The 23,807-nt window shown below is 61.9% G+C and carries 21 protein-coding genes; 14 read left to right on the top strand and 7 right to left on the bottom strand.

Features of this window, described 5'->3' with window-relative positions; genetic code table 11:
* Entirely contained in the window at window positions 1–894 is an 894-nt protein-coding gene (locus AC30D9_RS05565; protein ID WP_490143609.1) for a LysR family transcriptional regulator, read from the bottom strand.
* A gap of 114 nt (window positions 895–1,008) precedes the next feature.
* On the opposite strand from AC30D9_RS05565, the gene AC30D9_RS05560 reads away from it, so the two are divergent.
* On the top strand, window positions 1,009–2,022 hold the full coding sequence (locus AC30D9_RS05560) for a polysaccharide deacetylase family protein (RefSeq protein WP_134925044.1): 1,014 nt from the start codon (window positions 1,009–1,011) through the stop codon (window positions 2,020–2,022).
* 66 nt (window positions 2,023–2,088) lie between these two features.
* On the top strand, window positions 2,089–2,640 hold the full coding sequence (locus AC30D9_RS05555; RefSeq protein ID WP_490143608.1) for an ester cyclase: 552 nt from the start codon (window positions 2,089–2,091) through the stop codon (window positions 2,638–2,640).
* Between the two features lie 39 nt (window positions 2,641–2,679).
* On the opposite strand, the gene xthA is transcribed toward AC30D9_RS05555, so the two are convergent.
* Window positions 2,680–3,492, bottom strand: a complete 813-nt coding sequence (gene xthA / locus AC30D9_RS05550) for an exodeoxyribonuclease III (protein WP_109754667.1) — start codon at window positions 3,490–3,492, stop codon at window positions 2,680–2,682.
* 177 nt (window positions 3,493–3,669) lie between these two features.
* Here xthA and AC30D9_RS05545 point away from each other — a divergent pair, with 177 nt between their 5' ends.
* The 7 genes from AC30D9_RS05545 to AC30D9_RS05515 all read left to right on the top strand — a co-directional run bounded on the left by AC30D9_RS05545 (window position 3,670) and on the right by AC30D9_RS05515 (window position 14,889).
* Complete coding sequence (locus tag AC30D9_RS05545) at window positions 3,670–4,314, top strand: GNAT family N-acetyltransferase (RefSeq protein ID WP_109754668.1); 645 nt, start codon at window positions 3,670–3,672, stop codon at window positions 4,312–4,314.
* Window positions 4,315–4,379: 65 nt separating this feature from the next.
* On the top strand, window positions 4,380–6,107 hold the full coding sequence (locus AC30D9_RS05540) for an autotransporter assembly complex protein TamA (protein WP_209022163.1): 1,728 nt from the start codon (window positions 4,380–4,382) through the stop codon (window positions 6,105–6,107).
* Complete coding sequence (locus AC30D9_RS05535; protein WP_490143607.1) at window positions 6,104–9,778, top strand: translocation/assembly module TamB domain-containing protein; 3,675 nt, start codon at window positions 6,104–6,106, stop codon at window positions 9,776–9,778. Before AC30D9_RS05540 ends, AC30D9_RS05535 begins: the two co-directional genes overlap by 4 nt.
* Window positions 9,779–10,011: 233 nt before the next feature.
* Window positions 10,012–10,485, top strand: a complete 474-nt coding sequence (locus AC30D9_RS05530; protein ID WP_134925039.1) for a MarR family winged helix-turn-helix transcriptional regulator — start codon at window positions 10,012–10,014, stop codon at window positions 10,483–10,485.
* Window positions 10,482–11,951: an efflux transporter outer membrane subunit gene (locus AC30D9_RS05525; RefSeq protein WP_490143606.1), complete on the top strand. Its 1,470-nt coding sequence runs from the start codon at window positions 10,482–10,484 to the stop codon at window positions 11,949–11,951. Before AC30D9_RS05530 ends, AC30D9_RS05525 begins: the two co-directional genes overlap by 4 nt.
* 15 nt (window positions 11,952–11,966) lie before the next feature.
* A complete protein-coding gene (locus AC30D9_RS05520) occupies window positions 11,967–13,163 on the top strand; it encodes an HlyD/EmrA/EmrK family protein (protein WP_134925037.1) in 1,197 nt (398 codons plus the stop codon).
* A 196-nt stretch (window positions 13,164–13,359) separates the two neighbouring features.
* Window positions 13,360–14,889: a DHA2 family efflux MFS transporter permease subunit gene (locus AC30D9_RS05515; RefSeq protein ID WP_490143605.1), complete on the top strand. Its 1,530-nt coding sequence runs from the start codon at window positions 13,360–13,362 to the stop codon at window positions 14,887–14,889.
* Between the two features lie 158 nt (window positions 14,890–15,047).
* Here the strand turns inward: AC30D9_RS05515 and AC30D9_RS05510 are convergent, their stop codons facing one another.
* Window positions 15,048–15,797 carry a UDP-2,3-diacylglucosamine diphosphatase gene (locus tag AC30D9_RS05510; RefSeq protein ID WP_109754676.1) on the bottom strand — a complete coding sequence of 250 codons (750 nt, stop codon included), beginning with the start codon at window positions 15,795–15,797 and terminating at the stop codon, window positions 15,048–15,050.
* On the bottom strand, window positions 15,794–16,297 hold the full coding sequence (locus tag AC30D9_RS05505) for a peptidylprolyl isomerase (RefSeq protein ID WP_490143738.1): 504 nt from the start codon (window positions 16,295–16,297) through the stop codon (window positions 15,794–15,796). Before AC30D9_RS05505 ends, AC30D9_RS05510 begins: the two co-directional genes overlap by 4 nt.
* 249 nt (window positions 16,298–16,546) lie before the next feature.
* On the opposite strand from AC30D9_RS05505, the gene AC30D9_RS05500 reads away from it, so the two are divergent.
* The 3 genes from AC30D9_RS05500 to AC30D9_RS05490 all read left to right on the top strand — a co-directional run bounded on the left by AC30D9_RS05500 (window position 16,547) and on the right by AC30D9_RS05490 (window position 20,297).
* Window positions 16,547–18,244 carry a glutamine--tRNA ligase/YqeY domain fusion protein gene (locus AC30D9_RS05500; RefSeq protein WP_490143604.1) on the top strand — a complete coding sequence of 566 codons (1,698 nt, stop codon included), beginning with the start codon at window positions 16,547–16,549 and terminating at the stop codon, window positions 18,242–18,244.
* A 21-nt stretch (window positions 18,245–18,265) separates the two neighbouring features.
* A complete protein-coding gene (gene cysS, locus AC30D9_RS05495; RefSeq protein ID WP_134925032.1) occupies window positions 18,266–19,648 on the top strand; it encodes a cysteine--tRNA ligase in 1,383 nt (460 codons plus the stop codon).
* Window positions 19,649–19,841: 193 nt separating this feature from the next.
* Window positions 19,842–20,297 (top strand): DUF2214 family protein, encoded by a 456-nt coding sequence (locus tag AC30D9_RS05490; protein ID WP_134925031.1) that lies wholly within the window; start codon window positions 19,842–19,844, stop codon window positions 20,295–20,297.
* A gap of 184 nt (window positions 20,298–20,481) precedes the next feature.
* Here the strand turns inward: AC30D9_RS05490 and csrA are convergent, their stop codons facing one another.
* Window positions 20,482–20,676, bottom strand: a complete 195-nt coding sequence (gene csrA, locus AC30D9_RS05485) for a carbon storage regulator CsrA (RefSeq protein ID WP_003179932.1) — start codon at window positions 20,674–20,676, stop codon at window positions 20,482–20,484.
* A 247-nt stretch (window positions 20,677–20,923) separates the two neighbouring features.
* Here csrA and AC30D9_RS05480 point away from each other — a divergent pair, with 247 nt between their 5' ends.
* Complete coding sequence (locus tag AC30D9_RS05480; protein WP_134925030.1) at window positions 20,924–21,289, top strand: SPOR domain-containing protein; 366 nt, start codon at window positions 20,924–20,926, stop codon at window positions 21,287–21,289.
* Between the two features lie 155 nt (window positions 21,290–21,444).
* Here the strand turns inward: AC30D9_RS05480 and AC30D9_RS05475 are convergent, their stop codons facing one another.
* Both AC30D9_RS05475 and AC30D9_RS05470 read right to left on the bottom strand, forming a co-directional pair.
* Window positions 21,445–22,134: an endonuclease gene (locus AC30D9_RS05475; protein ID WP_134925029.1), complete on the bottom strand. Its 690-nt coding sequence runs from the start codon at window positions 22,132–22,134 to the stop codon at window positions 21,445–21,447.
* Window positions 22,135–22,139: 5 nt separating this feature from the next.
* Window positions 22,140–22,388 (bottom strand): DUF1654 domain-containing protein, encoded by a 249-nt coding sequence (locus AC30D9_RS05470; protein WP_030142119.1) that lies wholly within the window; start codon window positions 22,386–22,388, stop codon window positions 22,140–22,142.
* Window positions 22,389–22,813: 425 nt separating this feature from the next.
* On the opposite strand from AC30D9_RS05470, the gene AC30D9_RS05465 reads away from it, so the two are divergent.
* Window positions 22,814–23,773, top strand: coding sequence for a sugar ABC transporter substrate-binding protein (locus AC30D9_RS05465; RefSeq protein ID WP_134925027.1), 960 nt, complete (start codon window positions 22,814–22,816; stop codon window positions 23,771–23,773).
* Window positions 23,774–23,807 lie beyond the last annotated feature (34 nt).

Genomic DNA, 23,807 nt, shown 5'->3' with positions numbered 1-23,807 from the left:
CTAGGCCTCGCTCGCCGCCACCCCGGCCACCAGGCATTCGATCAAGGCGCGCACGCGCCGGGGCTGGACGCGGGCGGTCGGGTAGACGATCTGCAGCAGCGTGTTGCCGGCGGTGAAGTCCGGGAGCAATTCCACCAGCCGTCCGCTCTTGAGATCATCGCGTACGTCCCAGATCGACTTGAGGCTGATGCCATGTCCCTCCAGGCACCATTGCCGCACCAGCCCGCCGTCGTTGGCGATTCGCCGGCCCTGGACCATCACCCGATGCACCTCGCCGTCCCGGCTGAATGTCCATTCCCGCGCGGTGTTGATCCCCAGGCGCATCACCAGGCATTCGTGCCGGGTCAGTTCGCTGGGATGCGTTGGCGTGCCGTGCCGCGCCAGGTAAGCGGGGGCGGCACAGACCACGCGACGATTCTCTCCCAACGGCCTGGCCCGCAGTGAGCTATCGGCCAGGGCACCGTAGCGAATGGCGAAATCGAACCCCTGGCTGACCAGGTCCACGTAGCCATCGCCCAGGTTCAGATCGAGGCTGACGTCGGGATGCTCGTCGAGAAAGCGCGACAGGATCGGCTCGATGTACTGGCGGCCCAGGTCTTGCGGGGCACTCAGGCGAATCGGCCCGCTGAGGGTCTGGGTGCCGGTGCGGATGCTGCTGTGCAACTCGCCGGCCTCGGCCAGCAAGCGCCGGGCGCCTTCGACCAGAAGCCTGCCTTCGTCGGTCAGGCTGATCGCCCGCGTGGTGCGATTGAGCAGGCTGGCACCGTAATAGGTTTCCAGGAGGGCGAGCCGCTCCGAGACCGAGGCCGGGGACAACCCTGCCTCTCGACCGGCAGCAGACAAGCCACCTTTTTCAACGATCAGCAGAAAGAGCTCGAGGTTCTTCAGGAACATTATTCGGTAGTTCCGAAATATATTTTCGTAAGTTGATCAATTATCAGGAAAACGCGCAAAGCATACCTTAGCGCCTCAGACGATCACACCGCAGCGTTTTCCAGGAGTTCTGCCATGGCCATCCCCGAAGCAGCCGATGTCACTCACAATCCCGAACGCAGGACTTTCCTGGCCCAGGCAAGTGCTGGCGCGGCGCTGTTGGCCGTAGGCGATCTGCTGACGACGGGCTCGGCGCAGGCTGGCGTCTCGACAAAAGCCGCCGGCGTTTCCAAGGGGGGCTTCTGGCCGGGCGACACGCGCTTGGTCATTTCGATTTCCATGCAATTCGAAGCGGGCGGACAGCCGCCCAAAGGCACTGACAGTCCTTTTCCCGCAGTCGACTTCCCGGACAGCGTGCCGACCGATCCGGCAACCAATACCTGGTTTGCCTACGGTTATCGGGAAGGCATCCCACGCTTGCTGAATTTGTGGGACCGCCATGGCGTCAAGGTCACCTCCCACATGATCGGCGAAGCGGTGCGGCGCCACCCGGCCCTGGCGCGGGAGATCGTCGCTCGCGGTCACGAGGCGGCCGGGCACGGGCCGCGCTGGAGTTCGCAATTTGCAATGAGTCGGGACGATGAACGCACGTTCCTGCGCCAGGCCGCGCAGATGGTCCAGGAGGTCACCGGGCAGCCAGTCACCGGCTACAACTGCAACTGGCTGCGCCGGGGACCCAATACCCTGGGGTTGTTGCAAGAGTTGGGCTACCTCTATCACATCGATGACGTCAGCCGCGATGAACCCTTCATCGAAGCGGTCAACGGCAAGGATTTCGTCGTGGTCCCCTACACGTTGCGCAACAACGACATCGTGCTGATCGAAGGCCGGCATTACTCGCCCCAGGCTTTCCTGGAGCAAGTGAAGCTCGATTTCGACCAGCTCTACGAAGAAGCCGGCACGCGGCGACGAATGATGTCCATCAGTGCCCACGACCGCATCAGCGGCACGCCACAAATGGTGCGGGTCTGGGATGAGTTCCTGCGTTATGCCAAAAGCCATCCGGGCGTGGCGTTCATGCGCAAGGACGACATTGCCCGCTACACCCTTGCCAGCCCGCTGTCCTTGCGGGAGTCCGAAACCCTCTGAAACCTGTTCCATAACCCCGGGCCGCACGGTGTTGTCCGGCCCTTGATCGACCCGAAGGAATCCACTATGTCGTTCTCATCCCTTGCCATGCCCGGCGGCCTGCGCCTGGCCGGTTTTTTCCTGGGCCTGGGCCTGTCGCTGGGGGCTTCGGCCGCCACCGATGCGCTCGTGCAACCTCAAAGCCTGATTGTCGACCGCAGCCTGTCCGAGCAGCAGGCGACATCGATGATTTTGGCGGCGCGGCGCTATGACACGTTCTGGCACACCGGCGACGAAGCGTTGGCTCGCGAAGCCTTGGCGCCGAGTTTCATCGACAAGACCCCTCCGACCGGGCGTAAGCAGGGCCCGGAAGGCCCGTTGCTGGCGTCGCGGGCTTTCCGCACTGCCGTGCCGGATCTCAGCTGCGTCGTGGAGCAGATGCTGGTGGTGGGGGATCGGGTGGTGGTGCACCTGCGCTTTCGCGGGCATTTCACCGGGACCTTCGACCAGCTCAAGGGCCAGGGCCAACCGGTGGAGTTCATTGCGACGGATATCTACCAGGTCGACCAGGGCAAGATCGTCGCCAACTGGCACATCGAGGACAACCTGACCCTGTTCAAGCAACTGGGTACGCTGTGACAGGACGGCTCGCCATTGCGGCGAGCCGTTTCTTGCCGGTCAGCTCAACTGCAGCCAGATCGGCGCGTGGTCCGACGGTTTTTCCATGCCCCGCAGCTCATAGTCCACCCCGGCGTCCTTGACCCGTGGCAGCAGGCCGTGGGAGGTGAGGATCAGGTCGATGCGCAGGCCGCGCTTGGGCTCGTCTTCAAAGCCGCGGCTGCGGTAGTCGAACCAGCTGAAGCGGTCGGTGACGTCCGGGTTGAGGTGGCGGAAGCTGTCCACCAGGCCCCAGTTCTTCAGGCGGGCCATCCATTCGCGTTCTTCCGGCAGGAAGCTGCACTTGCCGGTCTTCAGCCAGCGCTTCATGTTGTCCGGGCCGATGCCGATGTCGCAGTCTTCCGGGGAAATGTTCACGTCACCCATCACCACCAGCGGCTGATCGTTGCTGAAGCGGCTTTCCAGCAGTTGCTGCAAATCGCTGTAGAAACGCTCCTTGGCCGGGAATTTGGTCGGGTGGTCGCGGCTTTCACCTTGTGGGAAATAGCCGTTCATGATGGTCACCGGCACGCCGTTGGCATCGGCGAAGGTGCCCCAGATGAAGCGCCGCTGGGCGTCCTCGTCGTCGCCCTCGAAGCCTTTGTACAAACTCAGCGGCGCCTGGCGGGAGAGCAGGGCGACGCCGTAGTGGCCTTTTTGTCCATGGTAATGCACGTGGTAACCCAGGGCCTGGATTTCGGCCAGGGGGAATTGTTCGTCGTGAACCTTGGTTTCCTGCAGCCCGATCACGTCCGGCTGGTGCTTCTCGATCAGCGCCGCCAGCTGATGGGGACGGGCGCGCAGCCCGTTGATGTTGAAGGAGACGATCTTCATGGTCGGCTGTCCTGGCAAAACTGCGATGCTAGCTGACATGTGGGAAGGGAGCCAGCGTGGCAGTAGGACAAATGCGCTGCTAATGTCCTGTGGGTGTAGGAACGATCGCAACCCAATCGGGTTCGTACTCAATAAGAGCTGGGCCTCACCGAGCCTCGCCCCAGGAGATCCAACGTCATGCCTGAAACCGCCATCGCCGACGTCCATATGCTCGACAGTGGTTATTCCCGCGAGGCCCGTTCGTTGCTGTACCAGGCCTATCGCCATGAACCGACCTTCAGCTACCTGTTCGAATCCGAGCGGCCCGGTTATGAACAGCGGGTCCGGGCCACGGTGCGTGAGCTGGTCAAGCAGCATTTTCTCCAGGACCTGCCGGCCATCGGCTTGCTGGTCAACGACCGCCTGATCGGCATTGCCCTGATCGCCCCGCCGCAGCGACGCCTGGGCATCACCGAAAGTTGGGCCTGGCGTCTGCGCATGGTCTTGAGCACCGGTTTTCGCTGCACCCGGCGCTACCTGGAATACCACGCGGCGGTGTTGGCCTGCCTGCCTTCGGATGCGGTACATGTGTTGCCGCTGCTGGGGGTGCACCCACAGTTCCAGGGCAAGCATTTCGGCGAACAGTTGCTCGAAGCGGTCCACAACTGGTGTGCGGTGGACGAGCATTCCCAAGGCGTGGTGCTGGACACCGGCAACCCGCGTTACCTTGAGTTCTATAAACGCCAGGGTTACGAGGAAATCGGCGAGGTTGCGGTAGGACCGATCCGCGAGCATGTGTTCTTTCACGCCAACCCGCAGGTCCTGCAAAGCGCAACGGCATAGTCGGCCGAACTTTTGCGAAATGTCCGGCTCTATCAGGCACCTACGCTCGTGATAGCATCCGCGCCATGAACCTCCCAGGAAGAATGACCGGTGGCGCGCTCTTGCTGTCCCTCAGCTGCGCGGCACTGGCAAACAGTGAGTTGGAAGTACGAGTCCAGCCGTCCAACGATGAACTCAAGGCCAACGTAGAAGGTTACATCGGTGGCTTGGGAGATCGTGACGAGGAGGCCTTGCTGCGCTTCAGTCGCGGCGCCGAGGAGCAGGCGCGCAAGGCCGCCCAGGCGCTGGGCTACTACCAGCCGCAGATCGACAGTGAGGTCAAGGGCGGCAAGGACCCACGCCTGGTGCTGACCATCGATCCGGGCGAGCCGGTGCACCTGCGTAACGTCACCGTGCGCATCGATGGCCCGGCGGCGTCGCTCAAGGCTTTTCGTGTGCCCGGCAACGCCGCGCTGAAACCCGGCGCGGTGCTCAACCATGGTCGCTATGAAGATGCCAAGCGAGTGATCCAGAACCAGGCCTCGCGCTATGGCTTTTTCAGCGGACGCTTTACCCGGCAGAAACTCCTGGTGGACCCCCAGGCAGGCATCGCCGACATCGAACTGGTCTACGACAGCGGCCCGCGCTATGCCTTGGGCCCGGTGCGCTTCGAGGGCGACACGCCGTTCGACGAAGACCTGCTGCAGCGCATGGTGCCGTTCAAGGCCGGCACGGCGTACGACTCCGAACTTATCGCAGAGCTCAACCAGGCGCTGCAATCGAGCGGCTATTTCGAAGGCGTGCGCGTGGATGCCGCGCCCACCGCCGCCACCGATAACGTGATCCCGGTAGCGGTCAAGCTCGACACGCGCAAGCCGCGGACCATGGGCCTGGGCCTGGGGTTTTCCACCGACGTCGGTCCCCGGGCGAAAGCCAACTGGACGCGCCACTGGGTCAACCCTCAGGGCCATAGCTATGGCTGGGAGGCGGAAGTGTCGGCGCCCCGGCAGAACGTCGGCCTGTGGTACGACGTGCCGCTGGACCCGCCGCTGACCGACAAGATGCGCTACGCCGGCGGTTATCAATATGAAGAACTGGCCGGCACCGACAGCCTCAGCAAACTGCTCACCGTGGGCCCGGAATGGCACAGCAAGTTGCCCAGCGGCTGGCAGCGGGTGGTGTCGCTCAAATGGCAGCGCGAGGAGTACCGCCTAGGCGACGATGCGGGCCTGAGCACGCTGCTGATGCCGGGCGTGAGCTATTCCTACCTGCGCAGCGACAACCGCATCGATCCGCACAACGGCTACCGCTTGCAGTTCGACACCAAGGTCGCCAAGGAGGGCCTTGGTTCGGACAACAACCTTTTATATGGCACCGCCATGGTCAAGGGCCTGACCACCGTGTTCGACAAGCATCGGCTGCTGGCTCGGGCGCAGATCGGCGGCAGCGCTACCAATGGCTACAAATCCATCCCGCCGTCCTTGCGCTTTTTCGCCGGTGGCGACCAGAGCGTGCGCGGTTATGACTACCAGAGCCTGTCGCCGGAAAACTCCGAGGGCGATCGTATTGGCGGTCGCTACATGGTCGCCGGCAGCCTCGAATATCAGTATTCAATCGCGGAAAAATGGCGAGTGGCGACGTTCGTCGACCAGGGCAACTCGTTTAACAGCCTTGAACTGCCGAGCCTCAAGACTGGCGTGGGGGTCGGTGTGCGTTGGGTGTCGCCGGTGGGCCCGATCCGCCTCGACCTGGCCCATGCGATGGACGACGACGGCGGTATCCGATTGCACTTTTCCATGGGGCCTGAGTTGTGAAGCGTGGTGTGAAAATAACGCTGCTGGCGGTCGCCGGGGCGTTGCTGGCACTGGTGCTGGCCTTGAGCGTTGTGTTGGGCACGGCATTCGGCAGCCGTTGGGCCCTCGGCCTGGTGCCGGGGCTGAGCGTGGAGAATTTCCAGGGTCGGCTGGGTGGGCAATGGAGCGCCGATCACCTGTTGTGGCAGCAGGACGCCAGTCGGGTAGAGGTGGATCGGCTGATATTCGCCTGGTCGCCACTGTGCCTGGCACGCATGACCCTGTGCATCGAACAGCTCAAGGCCGACCAGGTCGCCTTGCAATTGCCAGCCTCCGCCGATGAACCGAGCAGTGGCCCGATCAGCTTGCCGGACCTGGACTTGCCGCTCGCTATCGAACTGGGCGATGTGCAGGTCGGCAGCCTGTCGTTCAACGGCAGCGAGCAGCTCAAGGGCCTGCAATTGGTTGCCCATTGGACCGCCGAGGGCCTGCAGATCGATTCGGTGCAATTGCAGCGCGACGAGTTGAGCCTGAAACTGTCCGGCTTGCTGAAGCCGGGCGGCGACTGGCCGTTGAACGCCGAGGGGCGGTTGACCTTGCCGGCGCCGGGCGCCACGCCCTGGGCCCTGGACCTGAAAGTCGACGGCAACCTGCTCAAGACCCTCAATCTCCAGGCCGACAGCAGCGGTTACCTGCAAGGCCGCTTGGTCGGTGAGCTGCAGCCCTTGGCGGACAACCTGCCGGCCAAGGTGCGCATCACCGCCGACGGCTTCAAGGCCAGCGCCGATCTGCCAGACACTTTGTCGCTCAACCAGTTGGAATTGACTGGCGAAGGCGACCTGAAAAACGGCTATCGACTGCTTGGCAAGGCGACATTGCCCGCCGAGAAAGGGCCGGTGGCGTTGTTGCTGCAAGGCAACGTGGACGCCAATGGCGCACAGATCGCCGGCCTGGATCTTGATGCCGGCGATCAGCGAAGCCTGAAACTCAGCGGGCAATTGGACTGGCGCGAAGGCCTGCGCGCCGAGGCGAAAATCGCCTGGCTGGATTTCCCCTGGCATCGCCTCTATCCGCTGATTGACGAGCCGCAGGTGACATTGCGCAGCTTCGATGGCGAAATCTCCTACACCGATGGCAAATACCTGGGCAACTTCCAGGCCGCGCTGGACGGACCCGCCGGGGCCTTCAGCCTGGACAGCCCGTTCAGCGGCGACCTGACGCAAATCCATTTGCCGCAACTCAAGCTCGCGGCGGGGCAGGGCAAGGCCGAAGGGCATCTGAGCCTGCAATTTGCCGATGGCATTACCTGGGACACGGCGCTGCAACTGTCGGCCGTCAACCCGGCGTACTGGCTGGGCGAACTGCCTGGGACCCTGGCCGGGCCGTTGCGCAGCAAAGGGGCGATGAAGAACGACCAACTCGAACTTGACGCAGACCTGGATCTCAAAGGCAAGTTGCGCGGCCAACCGGCGCTGTTCCAGGCCAAGGCCAGCGGCGCCGGCGAGCGGTGGAACCTCAGCGCCCTGGACATCCGCCTGGGGGACAACCGCATCAACGGCACCGGCAGCCTGCAAGAGAAACTCACTGGCCAGATCGATATCAAGCTCTCGCGCCTGGCCCAACTGTGGCCGCAATTGCGCGGCCAAGTCGTCGGCCGTGTCGATGTGGCCGGCACGCTCAAGGCGCCCCAAGGCAAGCTCGGCCTGCAAGGCACGCAACTGGCGTTGCAGGACAATCGCCTGCAAAGCCTGAACCTCGATGCGACGCTCGACAGCGCCCAGCGCGGCAAGCTCGATCTCAAGGCCAGCGGCATCCGCGTCGGCGAGACTTCGCTGGGCGTGCTGACCGTCAGCGGGCAGGGCGACATCAAGCAACAAAAGCTCAACCTGGACCTGCAAGGGCCACAGCTCGACACCACCCTGGCGCTCGATGGCACGCTCGACCAGGGCAATTGGCGCGGACGCCTGGCCAGCGGCGACGTGCAGGCTGGCGGTCAAGCCTGGCGCCTGCAAGCCCCGGCGAAACTGGAGCGCCTGGCCGATGGCACCCTCAACGTCGGTGCTCTTTGCTGGCGTTCTGGCGAGGCCAGCCTGTGCGGTGAAGACCAGCGGCTGATGCCGGAACCGAAGCTGCGTTATCACCTCAAGCAATTCCCCATCGAAAGCCTGGCCCAGTGGATGCCCAAGGATTTTGCCTGGCAGGGCCGGCTCAACGCGGACCTGCAACTGGACTTGCCGGCCAGCGGCCCGAATGGCCGGGTCCTGGTGGACGCCAGCGGCGGTACTTTAAGGATCCGCGACAAGGAGCAATGGCTGGACTTTCCATACCAGACCCTGACGCTCAACAGTCGCCTGACCCCCAAGCGCATCGACACCGACCTGAATTTTGTCGGCGCCAGGCTCGGCGAACTGATGCTCCAGGCGCAGATCAATCCGCTACCGGCCAGCAAGCCCTTGAGCGGTTCATTCCGCCTGACTGGCCTGGACCTGTCGGTGGCCCGGCCGTTCGTGCCGATGGTGGAAACCCTCACCGGGCATCTGAGCGGCAGCGGGACGCTGTCCGGTGGTTTGCTCGCGCCCCAGGTCAACGGCAACCTGCTGCTCAGCGACGGCGAAGTGTCTGGCCCGGAACTGCCGGTCAGCCTTGAAGCTTTACAGGTACGGGCGATGATTGCCGGCGAAACGATACGGCTCGACGGCGACTGGAAAAGTGGCAAGAGCGGGCAGGGCCGCTTGAACGGCACTGTCGGTTGGGGCGACGCCCTGACCATGAACCTGGCCCTCAAGGGCTCGCAACTGCCGGTCACCGTCGAGCCCTATGCGGTGCTCGACGTGGCGCCGGACCTCAATATCACGATGCACGGCGAGCAGCTCTCCATTGCCGGCAAGGTGCTGGTGCCCAAAGGCGAGATCACCATCCGCGAACTGCCGCCGTCCACCGTCAAGGTTTCCGATGACACGGTGATCGTCGGCCGCCAGACCGAGGAGGGCAAGGCGCCGCTGGCCATGGCGATGGACATTGATGTGATCGTCGGCCAGGACAAACTCGCATTCTCGGGTTTCGGCCTGACGGCCAATGTGCAAGGCCAGGTTCACATCGGCGACAACATGGATACCCGCGGCGAGCTCTGGCTCAACGACGGTCGTTATCGCGCCTACGGGCAACGGCTGACGGTGCGCCGGGCGCGGCTGCTGTTCGCCGGGCCCATTGACCAACCCTACCTGGACATCGAAGCGATCCGCCAGACCGACGACGTGATCGCCGGCATCCGCTTGAGCGGCAGCGCCGAGCAACCGACCACGCAAATCTTCTCGGAACCGGCCATGAGCCAGGAGCAGGCGTTGTCCTACCTGGTGCTTGGCCGACCGCTGAGCACCACCGGCGAAGACAACAATATGCTCGCCCAGGCGGCGTTGGGCCTGGGCTTGATGGGCAGTTCGGGTGTGACCACCAGCTTGGCCAACAACCTGGGGATCGAGGATTTCCAGCTCGACACCCAGGGCAGCGGCAACACCACCAGCGTGGTTGCCAGCGGCAACCTGTCGGAAAAACTCAGCCTGCGCTACGGCGTCGGCGTGTTCGAACCGGCCAACACCATCGCCCTGCGCTACAAGCTCAGCAAGAAGGTCTACCTCGAAGCCGCCAGCGGCGTCGCCAGTTCGCTGGACATCTTCTACAAGCGCGATTTCTAAACCCTCCCTGAATCCTCCATGTCCAATGTGGGAGCGAGCCTGCTCGCGATAGCGCAGTGACATTCAGCATCTTCGTTGACTGACACACCGCTATTCGCGAGCAGGCTCGCTCCCACATTTTTATCTGCGTTTGTCTGTTAGTGCATAGCAACCTAACTATTCGATTGACATTCGCTGCCTAAGCAGTAATATCTCGACATACATTCACTGCCTAGGCAGCAAACGGTGGTCAGATGAAGCACTTCACCCCAGATAATTTCCACAATTGCCATCTCGGCATGCTGCTCGGCCGCACTGCGCTGCTCAAGGACCGGATCATCGACACCCACATGGAACCCGTCGGCATCACCGCCGCGCAGTTCAAGGTATTGATCATCATGGCCCAGTACGGCATCGAGACGCCGGCCGAGCTGTGTCGCTACCTGTCCCTGGACAGCGGCTCGATGACGCGGATGCTCGATCGCCTGGAGCAGAAAGGTTTCCTGGCCCGCGAACGCTCCGCCCAGGATCGCCGGCAAGTGCGCCTGGTGCTGACCGAAGCCGGCCAGGCCCTCGCCGATCGCCTGCCGTTTATCGGTGCCGAGGCCATGAACCAGTTGGCCAGCGCCATCAGCCCCGAGGAGCTGCAAACCCTCGAACGGATCCTCAAGAAAATTCTGCTCGCCGCCGGTGACCCCATTACCGTGTCGCGAATGGGGGAAAAATGAAGCGTAAAACCTTGCGTACCCGATTAAGCCTGGTGGTCTTGGCCATGAGCCTGGCCGGTTGTGCCAGCTACAGCGGCTTGAAGACCGAAGGCGTCAGCCTGGAGGCCCAGAGCCTCAAGGCCGGGCAGTCCCTGAACGGTGTCACGCTGTCACCGGCCGCGTGGCCGAAAAGCGATTGGTGGACAAGCCTTGGCGACCCGCAACTCGATGGCTTGATCCGGGAAGCCTTGCGCGATAGCCCGGACATGCAGATCGCCAGCGCCCGGGTGCATCAGGCCAGTGCCGCCGCCTATGCCGCCAACGCGGCGCGCATGCCGACCCTGGATGCCAGCGGCGGTGCCAGCCGTTCGCGCCTGTCCCGTGACCAGGACCCGCAAGGGCAGGGCGGGGCGTACAGCACCCTGCGCACGCTGGGTGTGGATTTCAATTACACCTTCGACCTTTGGGGCGGCCAGCGTGCTGCCTGGGAAGCCGCCCTGGGCCAGGCTCGCGCCGCCGAGATCGATCGCCAGGCCGCGCAACTGACCTTGGCCGCCGACGTGGCCCGGGCCTACAGCGACCTGGGCCAGGCCCACATCATTTATGACCTGGCCGCCGAGGACCTCAAGCGCACCCGGCAGATGCTCGATCTGGGCAAGCGACGTCTCACTGCCGGGATCGACAGCGAATATCAGTTCCAGCAGACCGAAAGCCTGGAAGCCAGCGCCGACGCCACCCGGATCGATGCGGAGAAACGCCTGCAAAGCGCCAAGATCGCCCTGGCGGTCTTGCTCGGCAAGGGCCCGGACCGCGGCAATGAAATCGCCCGGCCCAATGTGCTGCAAGCCAGCGCCGTCGCCTTGCCGTCGAACCTGCCGGCCGAGTTGCTCGGGCGGCGTCCGGACTTGGTCGCGGCACGTTGGCGGGTCGAGGCGGCGAGCAAGGACATCGAGGCCGGCAAGACCAACTTCTATCCCAATCTCAACCTGAGTGCGGCGGCCGGGACACGCTCGCTGCTGGGCGATGCGATGTTCGGCTCGGCCAGCCGCTTCTTCAATGTGGCGCCGACGGTGTCGTTGCCGATCTTCGATGGCGGCCGCTTGCGGGCCGACCTGGATGCCCGGGACGCCGATTACGACCTGGCGGTGGCGCAATACAACAAGAGCCTGGTCACGGCCCTTGGCGATGTCAGCGACACCATCAACCAGTTGCGCGATATCGCCCGGCAAATCGGTGCCCAGCAGCATGCCACCGATATCGCCCAGAGCTCCTACGACACGGTGGTCCAGCGCTACGGCTCGGGTATCGGTAATTACCTGGACGTGCTGAGCATCGAGCAGCAATTGCTCCAGGCCCAGCGCCAACTGGCGAACCTGAATGCCGAGCAGATCGATTTGTCGATTCAACTGATGCAGGCCCTGGGCGGTGGTTTCGAGGCCCAGACCCTGGCGGCGGCCACCCCGGCCTCTGCTACGCCGAATAACTGATTCGAGGTACTTGTCATGGCTACTGCCGAAACGACTCAATCCGAACATGCGCAAGACAGCAACCCACGCAAGCGCAAGGTCATGCTGGTGACGCTGACGCTGCTGGTCATTCTCTCGGGCCTGGGCGTCTGGGCCTGGCACGAACTGTATGGTCGCTGGAGCGAAAGCACCGACGATGCCTATGTGAACGGCAACGTGGTGGAAATCACACCGCAAGTCACCGGCACCGTGGTGAGCATTGGTGCCGATGACGGTGACCTGGTGCGTGAAGGCCAGGTGCTTGTGCAGTTTGACCCGAACGATGCCGAAGTCGGGCTGCAAAGTGCCCAGGCCAACCTGGCCCGGACCGTGCGCCAGGTGCGTGGCTTGTACAGCAACGTCGATGGCATGCGGGCGCAGGTCAATGCGCAAGAGGCCGAAGTGCAGAAGGCCCAGGAAAACTACAGTCGACGCAAGAACCTGGCGGCCGGCGGGGCGATTTCCCAGGAAGAACTGTCTCACGCCCGGGATGACCTGACCTCGGCACAGAACGCCTTGGCCAATGCCCGGCAACAGCTCAAGACCACCAGCGCCCTGGTGGACGATACCGTGGTGTCGTCCCATCCCGACGTACAGTCCGCCGCCGCGCAATTGCGCCAGGCCTTCCTGGCCAACGCCCGCAGCACCTTGATTGCACCGGTCACCGGTTATGTCGCCAAACGCACCGTGCAACTGGGCCAACGGGTGCAGCCAGGCACGGCGTTGATGGCGGTGATCCCGCTGGATCAGCTGTGGATCGATGCCAACTTCAAGGAAACCCAACTGCGCGACATGCGCATCGGCCAGCCGGTGGACATCGAGGCCGACCTGTACGGCAGCGATGTGAAGTACAGCGGCACCATCGACAGCCTCGGCGCCGGCACCGGCAGTGCGTTTGCCTTGCTACCGGCGCAGAACGCCACGGGTAACTGGATCAAGATTGTCCAGCGGGTGCCAGTGCGTATTCACGTCAATCCCCAGGAGCTGGCCGAGCATCCGCTGCGGATCGGCCTGTCGACCCAGGTCAGCGTCAATCTGCGCGACCAGAGCGGCCCGGTACTGGCCCAGCAGCCACCGCAGAAAGCCTCGTTCAGTACTCAGGTCTACGACCGGCAACTGGCCGACGCCGACGCGATGATCTCGCGGCTGATTCACGAAAACAGCGCGGTTGCGAGCAAGACTGCCCAGCGCTGAGGATCAACGGATTGTCAGTCACTGCTTGAACCTGTGGGAGCGAGCCTGCTCGCGATAGCGGCGGATCAGCCAATGTTGATGGCGACTGACACGCCGCCATCGCGAGCAGGCTCGCTCCCACAGTTTTTGTCCCTCATCCCACTGGGACTTTTCCGCGAACTTTGTCATATCCGTTTCGCTTCATAGGATTTTCGCAATGAGCAATAACGCGTCTTTCACGCCGCCCAGCCTGTTGCTCAGCACCATCGGGCTGTCGCTGGCGACGTTCATGCAAGTGCTCGACACCACCATTGCCAACGTCGCCTTGCCGACCATTTCCGGCAACCTGGGCGTCAGTTCGGAGCAGGGCACCTGGGTCATCACCTCGTTCGCGGTGAGCAACGCCATCGCCTTGCCGCTCACTGGCTGGTTGAGCCGGCGGTTTGGCGAGGTGAAGCTGTTTTTGTGGGCGACGATGCTGTTCGTGCTCGCTTCGTTCTTGTGTGGCATTTCCACTTCGATGCCAGAACTGATTGGTTTTCGCGTACTCCAGGGGCTGGTCGCCGGGCCGTTGTACCCGATGACCCAGACCTTGCTGATCGCGGTGTATCCGCCGGCCAGGCGCGGCATGGCCCTGGCCTTGCTGGCGATGGTCACGGTGGTGGCGCCGATTGCCGGGCCGATCCTCGGTGGCTGGATCACCGACAGCTACAGCTGGCCGTGGATCTTCTTCATCAATGTGCCCATCGGGGTCTTCGCGGCGATGGTGGTGCAACAGCAGCTCAAGGCGCGGCCGGTGGTCACCAGCCATCAACCGATGGACTATGTGGGGCTGATCACGCTGATCATCGGGGTTGGCGCGCTGCAGGTGATCCTCGACAAAGGCAACGACCTGGACTGGTTCGAATCGAACTTCATCATCATCGGCGCGCTGATTTCGATCATTGCCCTGGCGGTGTTCGTGATCTGGGAAATGACCGACCGCCACCCGGTGGTCAATCTCCGCCTGTTCGCCTATCGCAACTTTCGCATCGGCACCATTGTGCTGGTGGGGGGCTACGCCGGGTTCTTTGGCATCAACCTGATCCTGCCGCAGTGGTTGCAGACCCAGATGGGCTACACCGCAACCTGGGCCGGGCTGGCGGTGGCGCCCATCGGTATCCTGCCAGTGCTGATGTCGCCCTTTGTCGGTAAATACGCCCACCGATTCGACCTGCGTGTGTTGGCCGGGCTGGCGTTCCTGGCCATCGGCCTGAGTTGCTTCATGCGCGCCGGGTTCACCAATGAGGTGGATTTCCAGCACATCGCGATGGTGCAGTTGTTCATGGGCATTGGCGTGGCGCTGTTCTTCATGCCGACCCTGAGCATCCTGATGTCGGACCTGCCGCCGCACCAGATTGCCGACGGTGCCGGGCTGGCGACGTTCCTGCGGACCCTGGGCGGCAGCTTCGCCGCGTCCCTGACCACCTGGATCTGGATCCGTCGGGCCGACCAGCACCATGCCTACCTGAGCGAACACATCAGCACCTACGAGCCGACCACCCGCGAGGCACTCAACCAGCTCGGCGGCGCGAGTGCCCCGGCCTATGCCCAGCTCGACCAGATCCTCACCAGCCAGGCATACATGCTCTCCACCGTGGATTACTTCACGCTGCTGGGGTGGGGGTTCATGGGCTTGATCGTGCTGGTGTGGCTGGCGAAGCCGCCGTTCGCGGCGAAGGCGGGGCCTGCGTCGGCGGGGCATTGATTCAGAAGTGAAATGCAATCCAATGTGGGAGCGGGGCTGTGGGAGCAAGGCTTGCCCGCGATGCGGGCGACACGGTTCAACTGCAAGACCGTGTCATCGTTCATCGCGAGCAAGCTTTGCTCCCACAGGCCTACTCCCACAGGGGACATCTGCGCGCTTCAGTTGCCTGGCAACGCCAACTGCGCATTACCAAAACCAAACGGCGCCAACGCAAACCCTTGCTCATCCACCTGCAACGCCCAGCCTTGCTTGTCCCAATCCCCCAGCACGATGCGTCTCGCTGCGTGTTCGCCCAGTTGCAGCTTATGGATGGCGGGGCGATGGGTGTGGCCGTGGATCAAGGTTCTCACGCCGTATTGCTGCATGATCCGCGGGATCTCTTCGGGCGTGACGTCGACGATGTCATTGGCTTTCATGCGTGTCTGCGTGCGGCTTTCGCTGCGCAGTTTGCGCGCCAGTTTCTGACGACTGCCCAGCGGCAGGTGACGCAGGATGAACAGCGTGACCGGGTTGCGCAGCCAGCGCCGCAGCTTCATATAGCCTTCGTCGCGGGTGCAGAGGCTGTCGCCGTGCATCAGCAGCACCGGCTCGCCGTTGAACTGCACGACACTCGGGTCCTTGAGCAGGGTACAGCCGGCCGCTTTGCAGAAGGCCTGCCCCAGCATGAAGTCGCGATTGCCGTGCATCAGGAAGATGGCCGTGCCGCTGTCGCTCAATTCGCGCAGGGCCTGGCAGATGGAACGCTGGAACGGCGTCATGGCATCGTCGCCGATCCAGGCTTCGAAAAAATCGCCCAGGATGTACAACGCTTGCGCCGAGCGGGCGCGTGTGGCGAGTAAATCCAGAAACGCCCGGGTAATGTCCGGGCGCTCCTCTTCCAGATGCAAGTCTGAAATCAGCAGTATCACTCAATGATCTCGGCTTTCTCGATGATCACGTCTTCTGCCGGGACGTCCTGGTGGCCGGCCTTGGACGTGGTGGCGACGCCCTTGATCTTGTCGACCACGTCGGTGCCTTCGATCACTTCACCGAACACCGCATAACCCCAACCCTGTACGGTTTTGGCGCTGTGGTTCAGGAAGCTGTTGTCGGCCACGTTGATGAAGAACTGCGCGGAGGCCGAATGCGGCTCCATGGTACGGGCCATGGCAACGCTGTACTTTTTGTTCGGCAGGCCGTTGTCGGCTTCGTTCTGGATGCTTGGGCGCTTGTCTTTCTTTTCTTTCATGCCTGGCTCGAAACCGCCGCCCTGGATCATGAAGTTGCCGATGACGCGGTGGAACACGGTGTTTTCGTAGTGGCCGGCCTTGACGTAATCAACAAAGTTGGCAACGGTCAGCGGTGCCTTTTCGGCGTTCAGTTGCAGGACAATGTCGCCGTGGTTGGTGGTCAGTTTGACTTGGGTCATGATCGCTACTCTTTCAAGGAATTCGTGGGTTTCGGGGCTTAACTGCCCGCAACCGGTCTGGCTGCAATCGGCCAGGTTGGGCAGTTTAGCGTGCCAGGCACGAATTTCGAGGCTGTTTTTCATCTGGTCGTCGATTAAATTCAATCGTTTACCGACCTGGCCTGTCAGGTGCTTGACAGCATCGGCTATGATACGGGCTTTGATTTATCAGGCCGCACCCGGCCGCGCACTTGTACGTTCAAGGATCCTATGAGCAAGCCCACTGTCGACCCTACCTCGAATTCCAAGACCGGCCCGGCCGTGCCGGTCAACTTCCTGCGCCCGATCATCCAGGCGGACCTGGACTCGGGTAAGCACACACAGATCGTCACTCGCTTCCCGCCAGAGCCCAACGGCTACCTGCACATCGGCCATGCCAAGTCGATCTGCGTGAACTTCGGCCTGGCCCAGGAGTTCGGCGGTGTCACGCACCTGCGGTTCGACGACACCAACCCGGCCAAGGAAGACCAGGAATACATCGACGCGATCGAAAGCGACGTCAAGTGGCTGGGTTTCGAATGGTCCGGTGAGGTGCGCTATGCCTCGCAATATTTCGACCAACTGCACGATTGGGCGGTGGAGCTGATCAAGGCCGGCAACGCCTACGTCTGCGACCTGACCCCCGAGCAGGCCAAGGAATACCGCGGCAGCCTGACCGAGCCGGGCAAGAACAGCCCGTTCCGTGACCGCAGCGTGGAAGAGAACCTGGACCTGTTCGCTCGCATGCGCGCCGGTGAGTTCCCGGACGGCGCACGGGTGCTGCGCGCCAAGATCGACATGGCCTCGCCGAACATGAACCTGCGCGACCCGATCATGTACCGCATCCGTCATGCCCATCACCACCAGACCGGCGACAAATGGTGCATCTACCCCAACTATGACTTCACCCATGGTCAGTCGGATGCCATCGAAGGCATCACCCACTCGATCTGCACCCTGGAGTTCGAAAGCCACCGGCCGTTGTACGAATGGTTCCTCGAGCACCTGCCGGTGCCGGCCAAGCCGCGCCAGTACGAGTTCAGCCGCCTGAACCTGAACTACACCATCACCAGCAAGCGCAAGCTCAAGCAACTGGTGGACGAGAAGCACGTCAACGGCTGGGACGACCCGCGCATGTCGACGCTGTCGGGCTTCCGTCGTCGCGGCTACACGCCAAAATCGATCCGCAACTTCTGCGAGATGGTCGGCACCAACCGCTCCGACGGCGTGGTGGATTTCGGCATGCTGGAATTCAGCATCCGTGACGACCTGGATCACAGTGCCCCGCGCGCCATGTGCGTGCTGCGTCCGCTGAAAGTCGTGATCACCAATTACCCGGAAGGCCAGGTCGAGAACCTCGAGCTGGCACGTCACCCGAAAGAAGACATGGGCGTGCGCGTCCTGCCGTTCGCCCGGGAGATCTACATCGACCGTGAAGACTTCATGGAAGAGCCGCCAAAAGGCTACAAGCGCCTGGAGCCTGCCGGCGAAGTGCGCCTGCGCGGCAGCTATGTGATCCGCGCCGACGAAGCGATCAAGGATGCCGAGGGTAACATCGTCGAGCTGCGTTGCTCGTACGACCCCGACACCCTGGGCAAGAACCCGGAAGGTCGCAAGGTCAAGGGCGTGATCCACTGGGTGCCGGCCGCCGCCAGCGTCGAGTGCGAAGTGCGCCTGTACGATCGTCTGTTCCGTTCGCCGAACCCGGAGAAGGCCGAAGACAGCGCCAGCTTCCTGGACAACATCAACCCTGACTCCCTGCAAGTACTCACTGGTTGTCGTGCCGAGCCTTCGTTGGGCAACGCACAGCCGGAAGACCGTTTCCAGTTCGAGCGCGAAGGCTACTTCTGCGCGGATATCAAGGACTCGAAACCCGGTGCTCCGGTATTCAACCGTACCGTGACCTTGCGCGATTCCTGGGGTCAGTGATCAAGTCTTAAGGGAAACCCTGTGCTTACGATCTACAACACGCTCACCAAGAGCAAAGAAGTCTTCAAGCCACTGGATGGCAACAAGGTCCGCATGTACGTCTGCGGCATGACCGTGTACGACTACTGCCATATTGGCCATGGTCGCAGCATGGTCGCGTTCGACCTGGTGACCCGCTGGTTGCGATTCAGCGGTTATGACCTGACCTACGTGCGCAACATCACCGACATCGAAGACAAGATCATCAACCGTGCCCGGGAAAACGGCGAGCCTTACGATGCGCTGACCGAGCGCATGATCGAGGCCATGCACGAGGATGAGGCGCGCCTCAATATCCTCAAGCCGGACCTGGAACCCCGTGCCACGGACCACATTCCTGGCATGCTGAAGATGATCCAGACCTTGATCGACAAGGGCTATGCCTACGCACCGGGCAATGGCGACGTGTACTACCGCGTCGCCAAGTTCATGGGCTACGGCAAACTGTCGCGCAAGAAGATCGAAGACCTGCGCATCGGCGCGCGCATCGAAGTCGATGAGTCTAAACAGGATCCGCTGGACTTCGTGCTGTGGAAGGCTGCCAAGCCGGGTGAGCCGAGCTGGGAGTCGCCGTGGGGCGCCGGGCGTCCAGGCTGGCACATCGAATGCTCGGTGATGTCCACCTGCTGCCTGGGCGAGACCTTCGACATTCATGGTGGCGGCAGCGACCTGGAATTCCCGCACCACGAAAACGAAATCGCCCAGAGCGAAGCGGCCACCGGCAAGACCTACGCCAACGCGTGGATGCATTGCGGCATGATCCGGATCAACGGCGAGAAGATGTCCAAGTCCTTGAACAACTTCTTCACCATCCGCGACGTGCTGGAAAAGTACCACCCGGAAGTCATTCGTTACTTGCTGGTGTCGAGCCACTATCGCAGCGCCATCAACTACTCGGAAGATAACCTCAAGGACGCCAAGGGCGCCCTGGAGCGTTTCTACCACGCGTTGAAAGGCTTGCCGAATGTGCCGGCGGCCGGCGGCGAAGCGTTCGTTGCACGCTTTACCGAGGTGATGAACGACGACTTCGGCACGCCGGAAGCCTGCGCGGTGCTGTTCGAAATGGTGCGTGAGATCAACCGCCTGCGTGAGAGCGATCTCAATGCAGCGGCCGGTCTGGCGGCGCGCCTGAAAGAACTGGCCAGCGTGCTGGGTGTGTTGCAGCTCGAAGCCGATGACTTCCTGCAGGCCGGCGCCGAAGGCCGCGTGGACGCCGCCGAGGTCGAGGCATTGATCCAGGCGCGCCTGACTGCCCGGGCCAACAAGGACTGGGCCGAATCCGACCGTATCCGCGACCAGCTCACCGCCATGGGCGTGGTGCTGGAAGATGGGAAGGGCGGGACGACCTGGCGATTGGCGGACTGAAGTCTTACGCAATACCACTGTGGGAGCGAGCCTGCTCGCGATAGCGGAGTGTCAGGCAACATTTTTGTCGACTGATACACCGCCATCGCGAGCAGGCTCGCTCCCACAGTTTTTTGCATGCCAACCCTGGCAATCATGGTTTTATGAGCTAGTACTGTCAGGTCGATTCGACGTTCTCTGACAGGGCTCTTCCATGCTGACTCATTGGTCTTTGGCGGCCATTCATCTTCTGGCGTTCGCCCTCGGGTTCTGGGCGGTACTGACGCGCGGCACGGCGCTGCGGCGCCTGGCGGGCGGTGTGGATGCGGTTCGCAATGTGTTGATTGCGGATAACGTCTGGGGTGTGTCGGCGCTGGTGTTGTTGGTGACCGGTGGAATGCGTGCTTTCGGCGGGTACGAAAAAGGCACGGATTATTACCTGCACCAGCCGCTGTTTCACCTGAAAATGACCTTGCTCCTGCTGATCCTGTTGCTTGAGATCGCGCCGATGATCGCCCTGATCAAATGGCGGATGGCTCGGGGCAAAGGGGCGGCGATCGACTCTTCGAAAGCCGGTCGGTTGGCACGGATCAGCCATATCGAAGCCTTGCTGCTGATCTTGATGGTGGTCGCTGCCACTGGAATGGCGCGCGGCGTGAGCCTGGGCTGACGGACCGCGAACGCCCGCTTCGTCATCATTAAAACGAAACGTCTGACAGTCATGCCAAGAGCCATGCCATTAGTATCGATTCACGGGCGGGATGAAAGGAGGCGAGGGTAAGGCGCGGTCGATCGGAATCTTTAGCCAGCCATTGCGACGATGCAAACGGGCTGGCTGCGGACTGCTGCAATGTTCAGGGGGTTTGCGGCTTGTCGGGGGCGGTGAGGCCGGCCTGAATGCGCTGATAAATCTCTTCGCGATGCACCGCAACGTTTTTCGGGGCGTTGATGCCGATCCGGACTTGTTGGCCGCTAACGCCCAGAATGGTGATCGTAATGTCGTCACCAATGTTTATGCTTTCACCGACTTTGCGGGTGAGTATCAGCATGGTGTTCTCCTTGATTGCTTTATAGGGCACCTGATTCAGACAGTGCAGATGTCGGTACTGCTTATAGATTAGTGCTAAGTGTCACAATGTGGGTGCCTCTTTCTGACGTGCAGATGCAGCATTAATTCCCAGGGTGCGACTATACAGAGACGCCGGGCAGGATTCTCGTGTTTTGAGCACTGTTTGCGGCGATCTTGATGGGCACGGGTGCTAAAATCCATGCCTCATGTCTTCCGGGGGAAACGTTGTGCGCAAATTGGCTTGGGTAATCGCGGTGTTGGTGTTGGCAGGGTGCGGTGAAGGGCGTGAAGTCGAGGCACCAAAGCCGAAGCCCGTCGCGACCTCTGCACCGGCCGCCGCCGCTGCGCCGCAGTGGGCCGTCGAGGTTCGCGGCGAGACGCCTCAGGCAGTCAGCGACCTGACCGGTTGGCTCATCGAACACAGCTTCATGTCGAACGTGGTGCGGGAAAACGGCAAGGAGCGCGTCCTGGTCGGTCCTTTCAGCTCCAAGGCCGAGGCCGAGGCCAAGCAGGAGCAAGTCACTGCCGCCCTGGTCCGGGCGAAAAAGCGCAACATCGAGACGCTGGTGGTGGATTACCCGACGGCCCAGTAATCGGCGGAACAAAAAAGCCAATCAAACCACAAAACCTGTGGGAGCGAGCTTGCTCGCGATAGCGGTGGATCAGCCAGCATTGACGTTGACTGACATGCCCCTATCGCGAGCAAGCTCGCTCCCACAGTCGATTGGCGCTGTTCGAAAAGGTGAGGTCAACCACAGGCCTTCAAATCCACCGGCCCCACGAACTCATTCCCACGCCCCATGACGCAGGCCACGCTCTGGTTGCGCTGACGCTCCCAGCTTTCGACCGGGTAGGTCTTGTCCCAGGCTTCGTACAGGCGCCGATCCTGTTTCGAGAGGCGCAGGCCATATTGCTTGCTCATGTAGAAATAGGTCCGGGCGATCATCCCCCGGATAGACGGGCGGGGCATGACCTTCTTGGCCTTGAAATCCACCTGGGTCAGGCATGAGCCGTACTGGCCTTTCTGCACCGGCAGCCAGCCAAAACTGAAATTGCTGCGATCGCCATTCACTTCCCCGATGCTCGGCACCAGGTTGTGCAGGTCGGCCTCGGCCCGTTGATAGACCGGGTCATAGCGGGTGCAATTCTTGCGACCGCCTTGTTGCCAGCATTGACGCTGATGGCCGATCTGCCACGCCGGGACAATATGTTCCCACTCGATGCGGGCGGCGCGGCTGGCGTTCTTGCGTGGCACGTAACCGCAGGCGGCCAGGTTCACGCGATTGCCGGTGTATTTGCAGCCACAGTAGAACTCGGTGGATTGCGGTGCGTAGAGTTTCCAGGCGACCTTCTTGGCTTCGTTGAAGGTGCGCGGCGCACCGGCCTGTGCGCCCATGGCGATGAACACAAGCAAAAAAGCTAAACAGCGAACACTCATCAGGCTCAATCTTCCTTCGGCACAACCCAGAAAACCTGCACGCCACCATCGTCGCGATAGGCGAGGGTCACGTTGTCGTTCTCGTCGATTTCTTCCAGGAGGCGCTCCCACTCATCCACCGGTTCGTCGGGGAGACGGAAGATCAGCGCGGCCTTGGCTTTTTGCGCGGTGGGGGAATTGATGATTTTCGAGACCCGCAGGCCGAGTCGCGTATAGGAATCTAAGGGGGTAGTTGCAGCGGAGGGCGTGGCCACAGGATTATCCTTATTAAGCTGTACGTGTATACAGTATTTAACTGTAGGTATTTACGCAACTGCTTAAAATTCAAGAAGATCGTCTGACAGCGCTTTTTTCGTTTTGGTGTAGGAAGAAAGGAGTTTTTTATTGGGCGGTGTAAACGGCTGGGCCAACGGCCCTGGCTTGTGACTGATTTGTCCCGGCGCTAGAGGAAGTGCCCCCGGCGGGCGATGTCGTTCGTAGGAGTCTCATCCATGGAGTTGGCGGAGGGTGGCAGTTCAGGGGTAATGGTCAATACGACGGCCTGACTCTTCGGCATTGCGGATGCAACCGTAGCGTTGACAAATCCACGAAGCCTTACCATAGTTCATTTCACGCAAACGTTTGCGCGGCGTTCCGTGCATTGATTTGCTCAAAATAATCATAAGATCGGAGTGAACCCATGAAGTTGCCATTCGCTGGACGCCTTCTCGCTGTTGCCATGCTCGCGGCCGCATCCGCTGCGCTGCCTCTCTCCTCGGCATTCGCCCAGACCGCTGAAAAACCCAAGGTCGCCCTGGTCATGAAGTCCCTGGCCAACGAGTTCTTCCTGACCATGGAAGATGGCGCCAAGGCTTATCAGAAGGAACACTCCGCCGATTTCGACCTGATCTCCAACGGGATCAAGGATGAAACCGACACCGCCAACCAGATCCGTATCGTCGAGCAAATGATCGTGTCCAAGGTCGATGCCCTGATCATTGCGCCTGCGGACTCCAAGGCCATGGTACCGGTGATCAAGAAGGCCGTCGACGCTGGTATCACGGTGATCAACATCGATAACCAGCTCGATCCGGCCGTGGTCAAGAGCAAGAACATCAACGTGCCGTTCGTGGGCCCGGACAACCGCAAGGGCGCTCGCCTGGTGGGTGAGTACCTGGCCAAGCAGCTCAAGGCCGGCGACGAGGTCGGCATCATCGAAGGTGTGTCCACCACGACCAACGCCCAGGCGCGCACCGCCGGCTTCAAGGATGCGATGGAGGCGGCGCAGATCAAGGTCGTCTCCCTGCAATCCGGCGACTGGGAAATCAACAAGGGCAACCAGGTTGCCGCCTCGATGCTCAGTGAATACCCGAACATCAAGGCACTGCTGGCCGGTAACGACAGCATGGCGGTCGGCGCGGTATCGGCCGTGCGCGCGGCGGGCAAGGCAGGCAAGGTGCAAGTGGTCGGCTACGACAACATCAATGCCATCAAGCCGATGCTCAAGGACGGTCGTGTCCTGGCGACTGCCGACCAGTTCGCCGCCAAGCAGGCCGTGTTCGGCATCGAAACAGCGCTGAAGATCCTCAAGGGCGAAAAAGTCGACAGCGGTACCAACGGCGTTATCGAAACTCCGGTCGAGCTGGTGACCAAGCCGTAACCCTGGCGACACAACGGTGCTCGCCCATCCGGGC

The sequence above is a fragment of the Pseudomonas sp. DF11 genome (assembly GCF_058148565.1).
The sequence above is the reverse complement of the archived record's forward strand: the minus strand, read 5'-3'. Positions and strand labels throughout refer to the sequence as shown.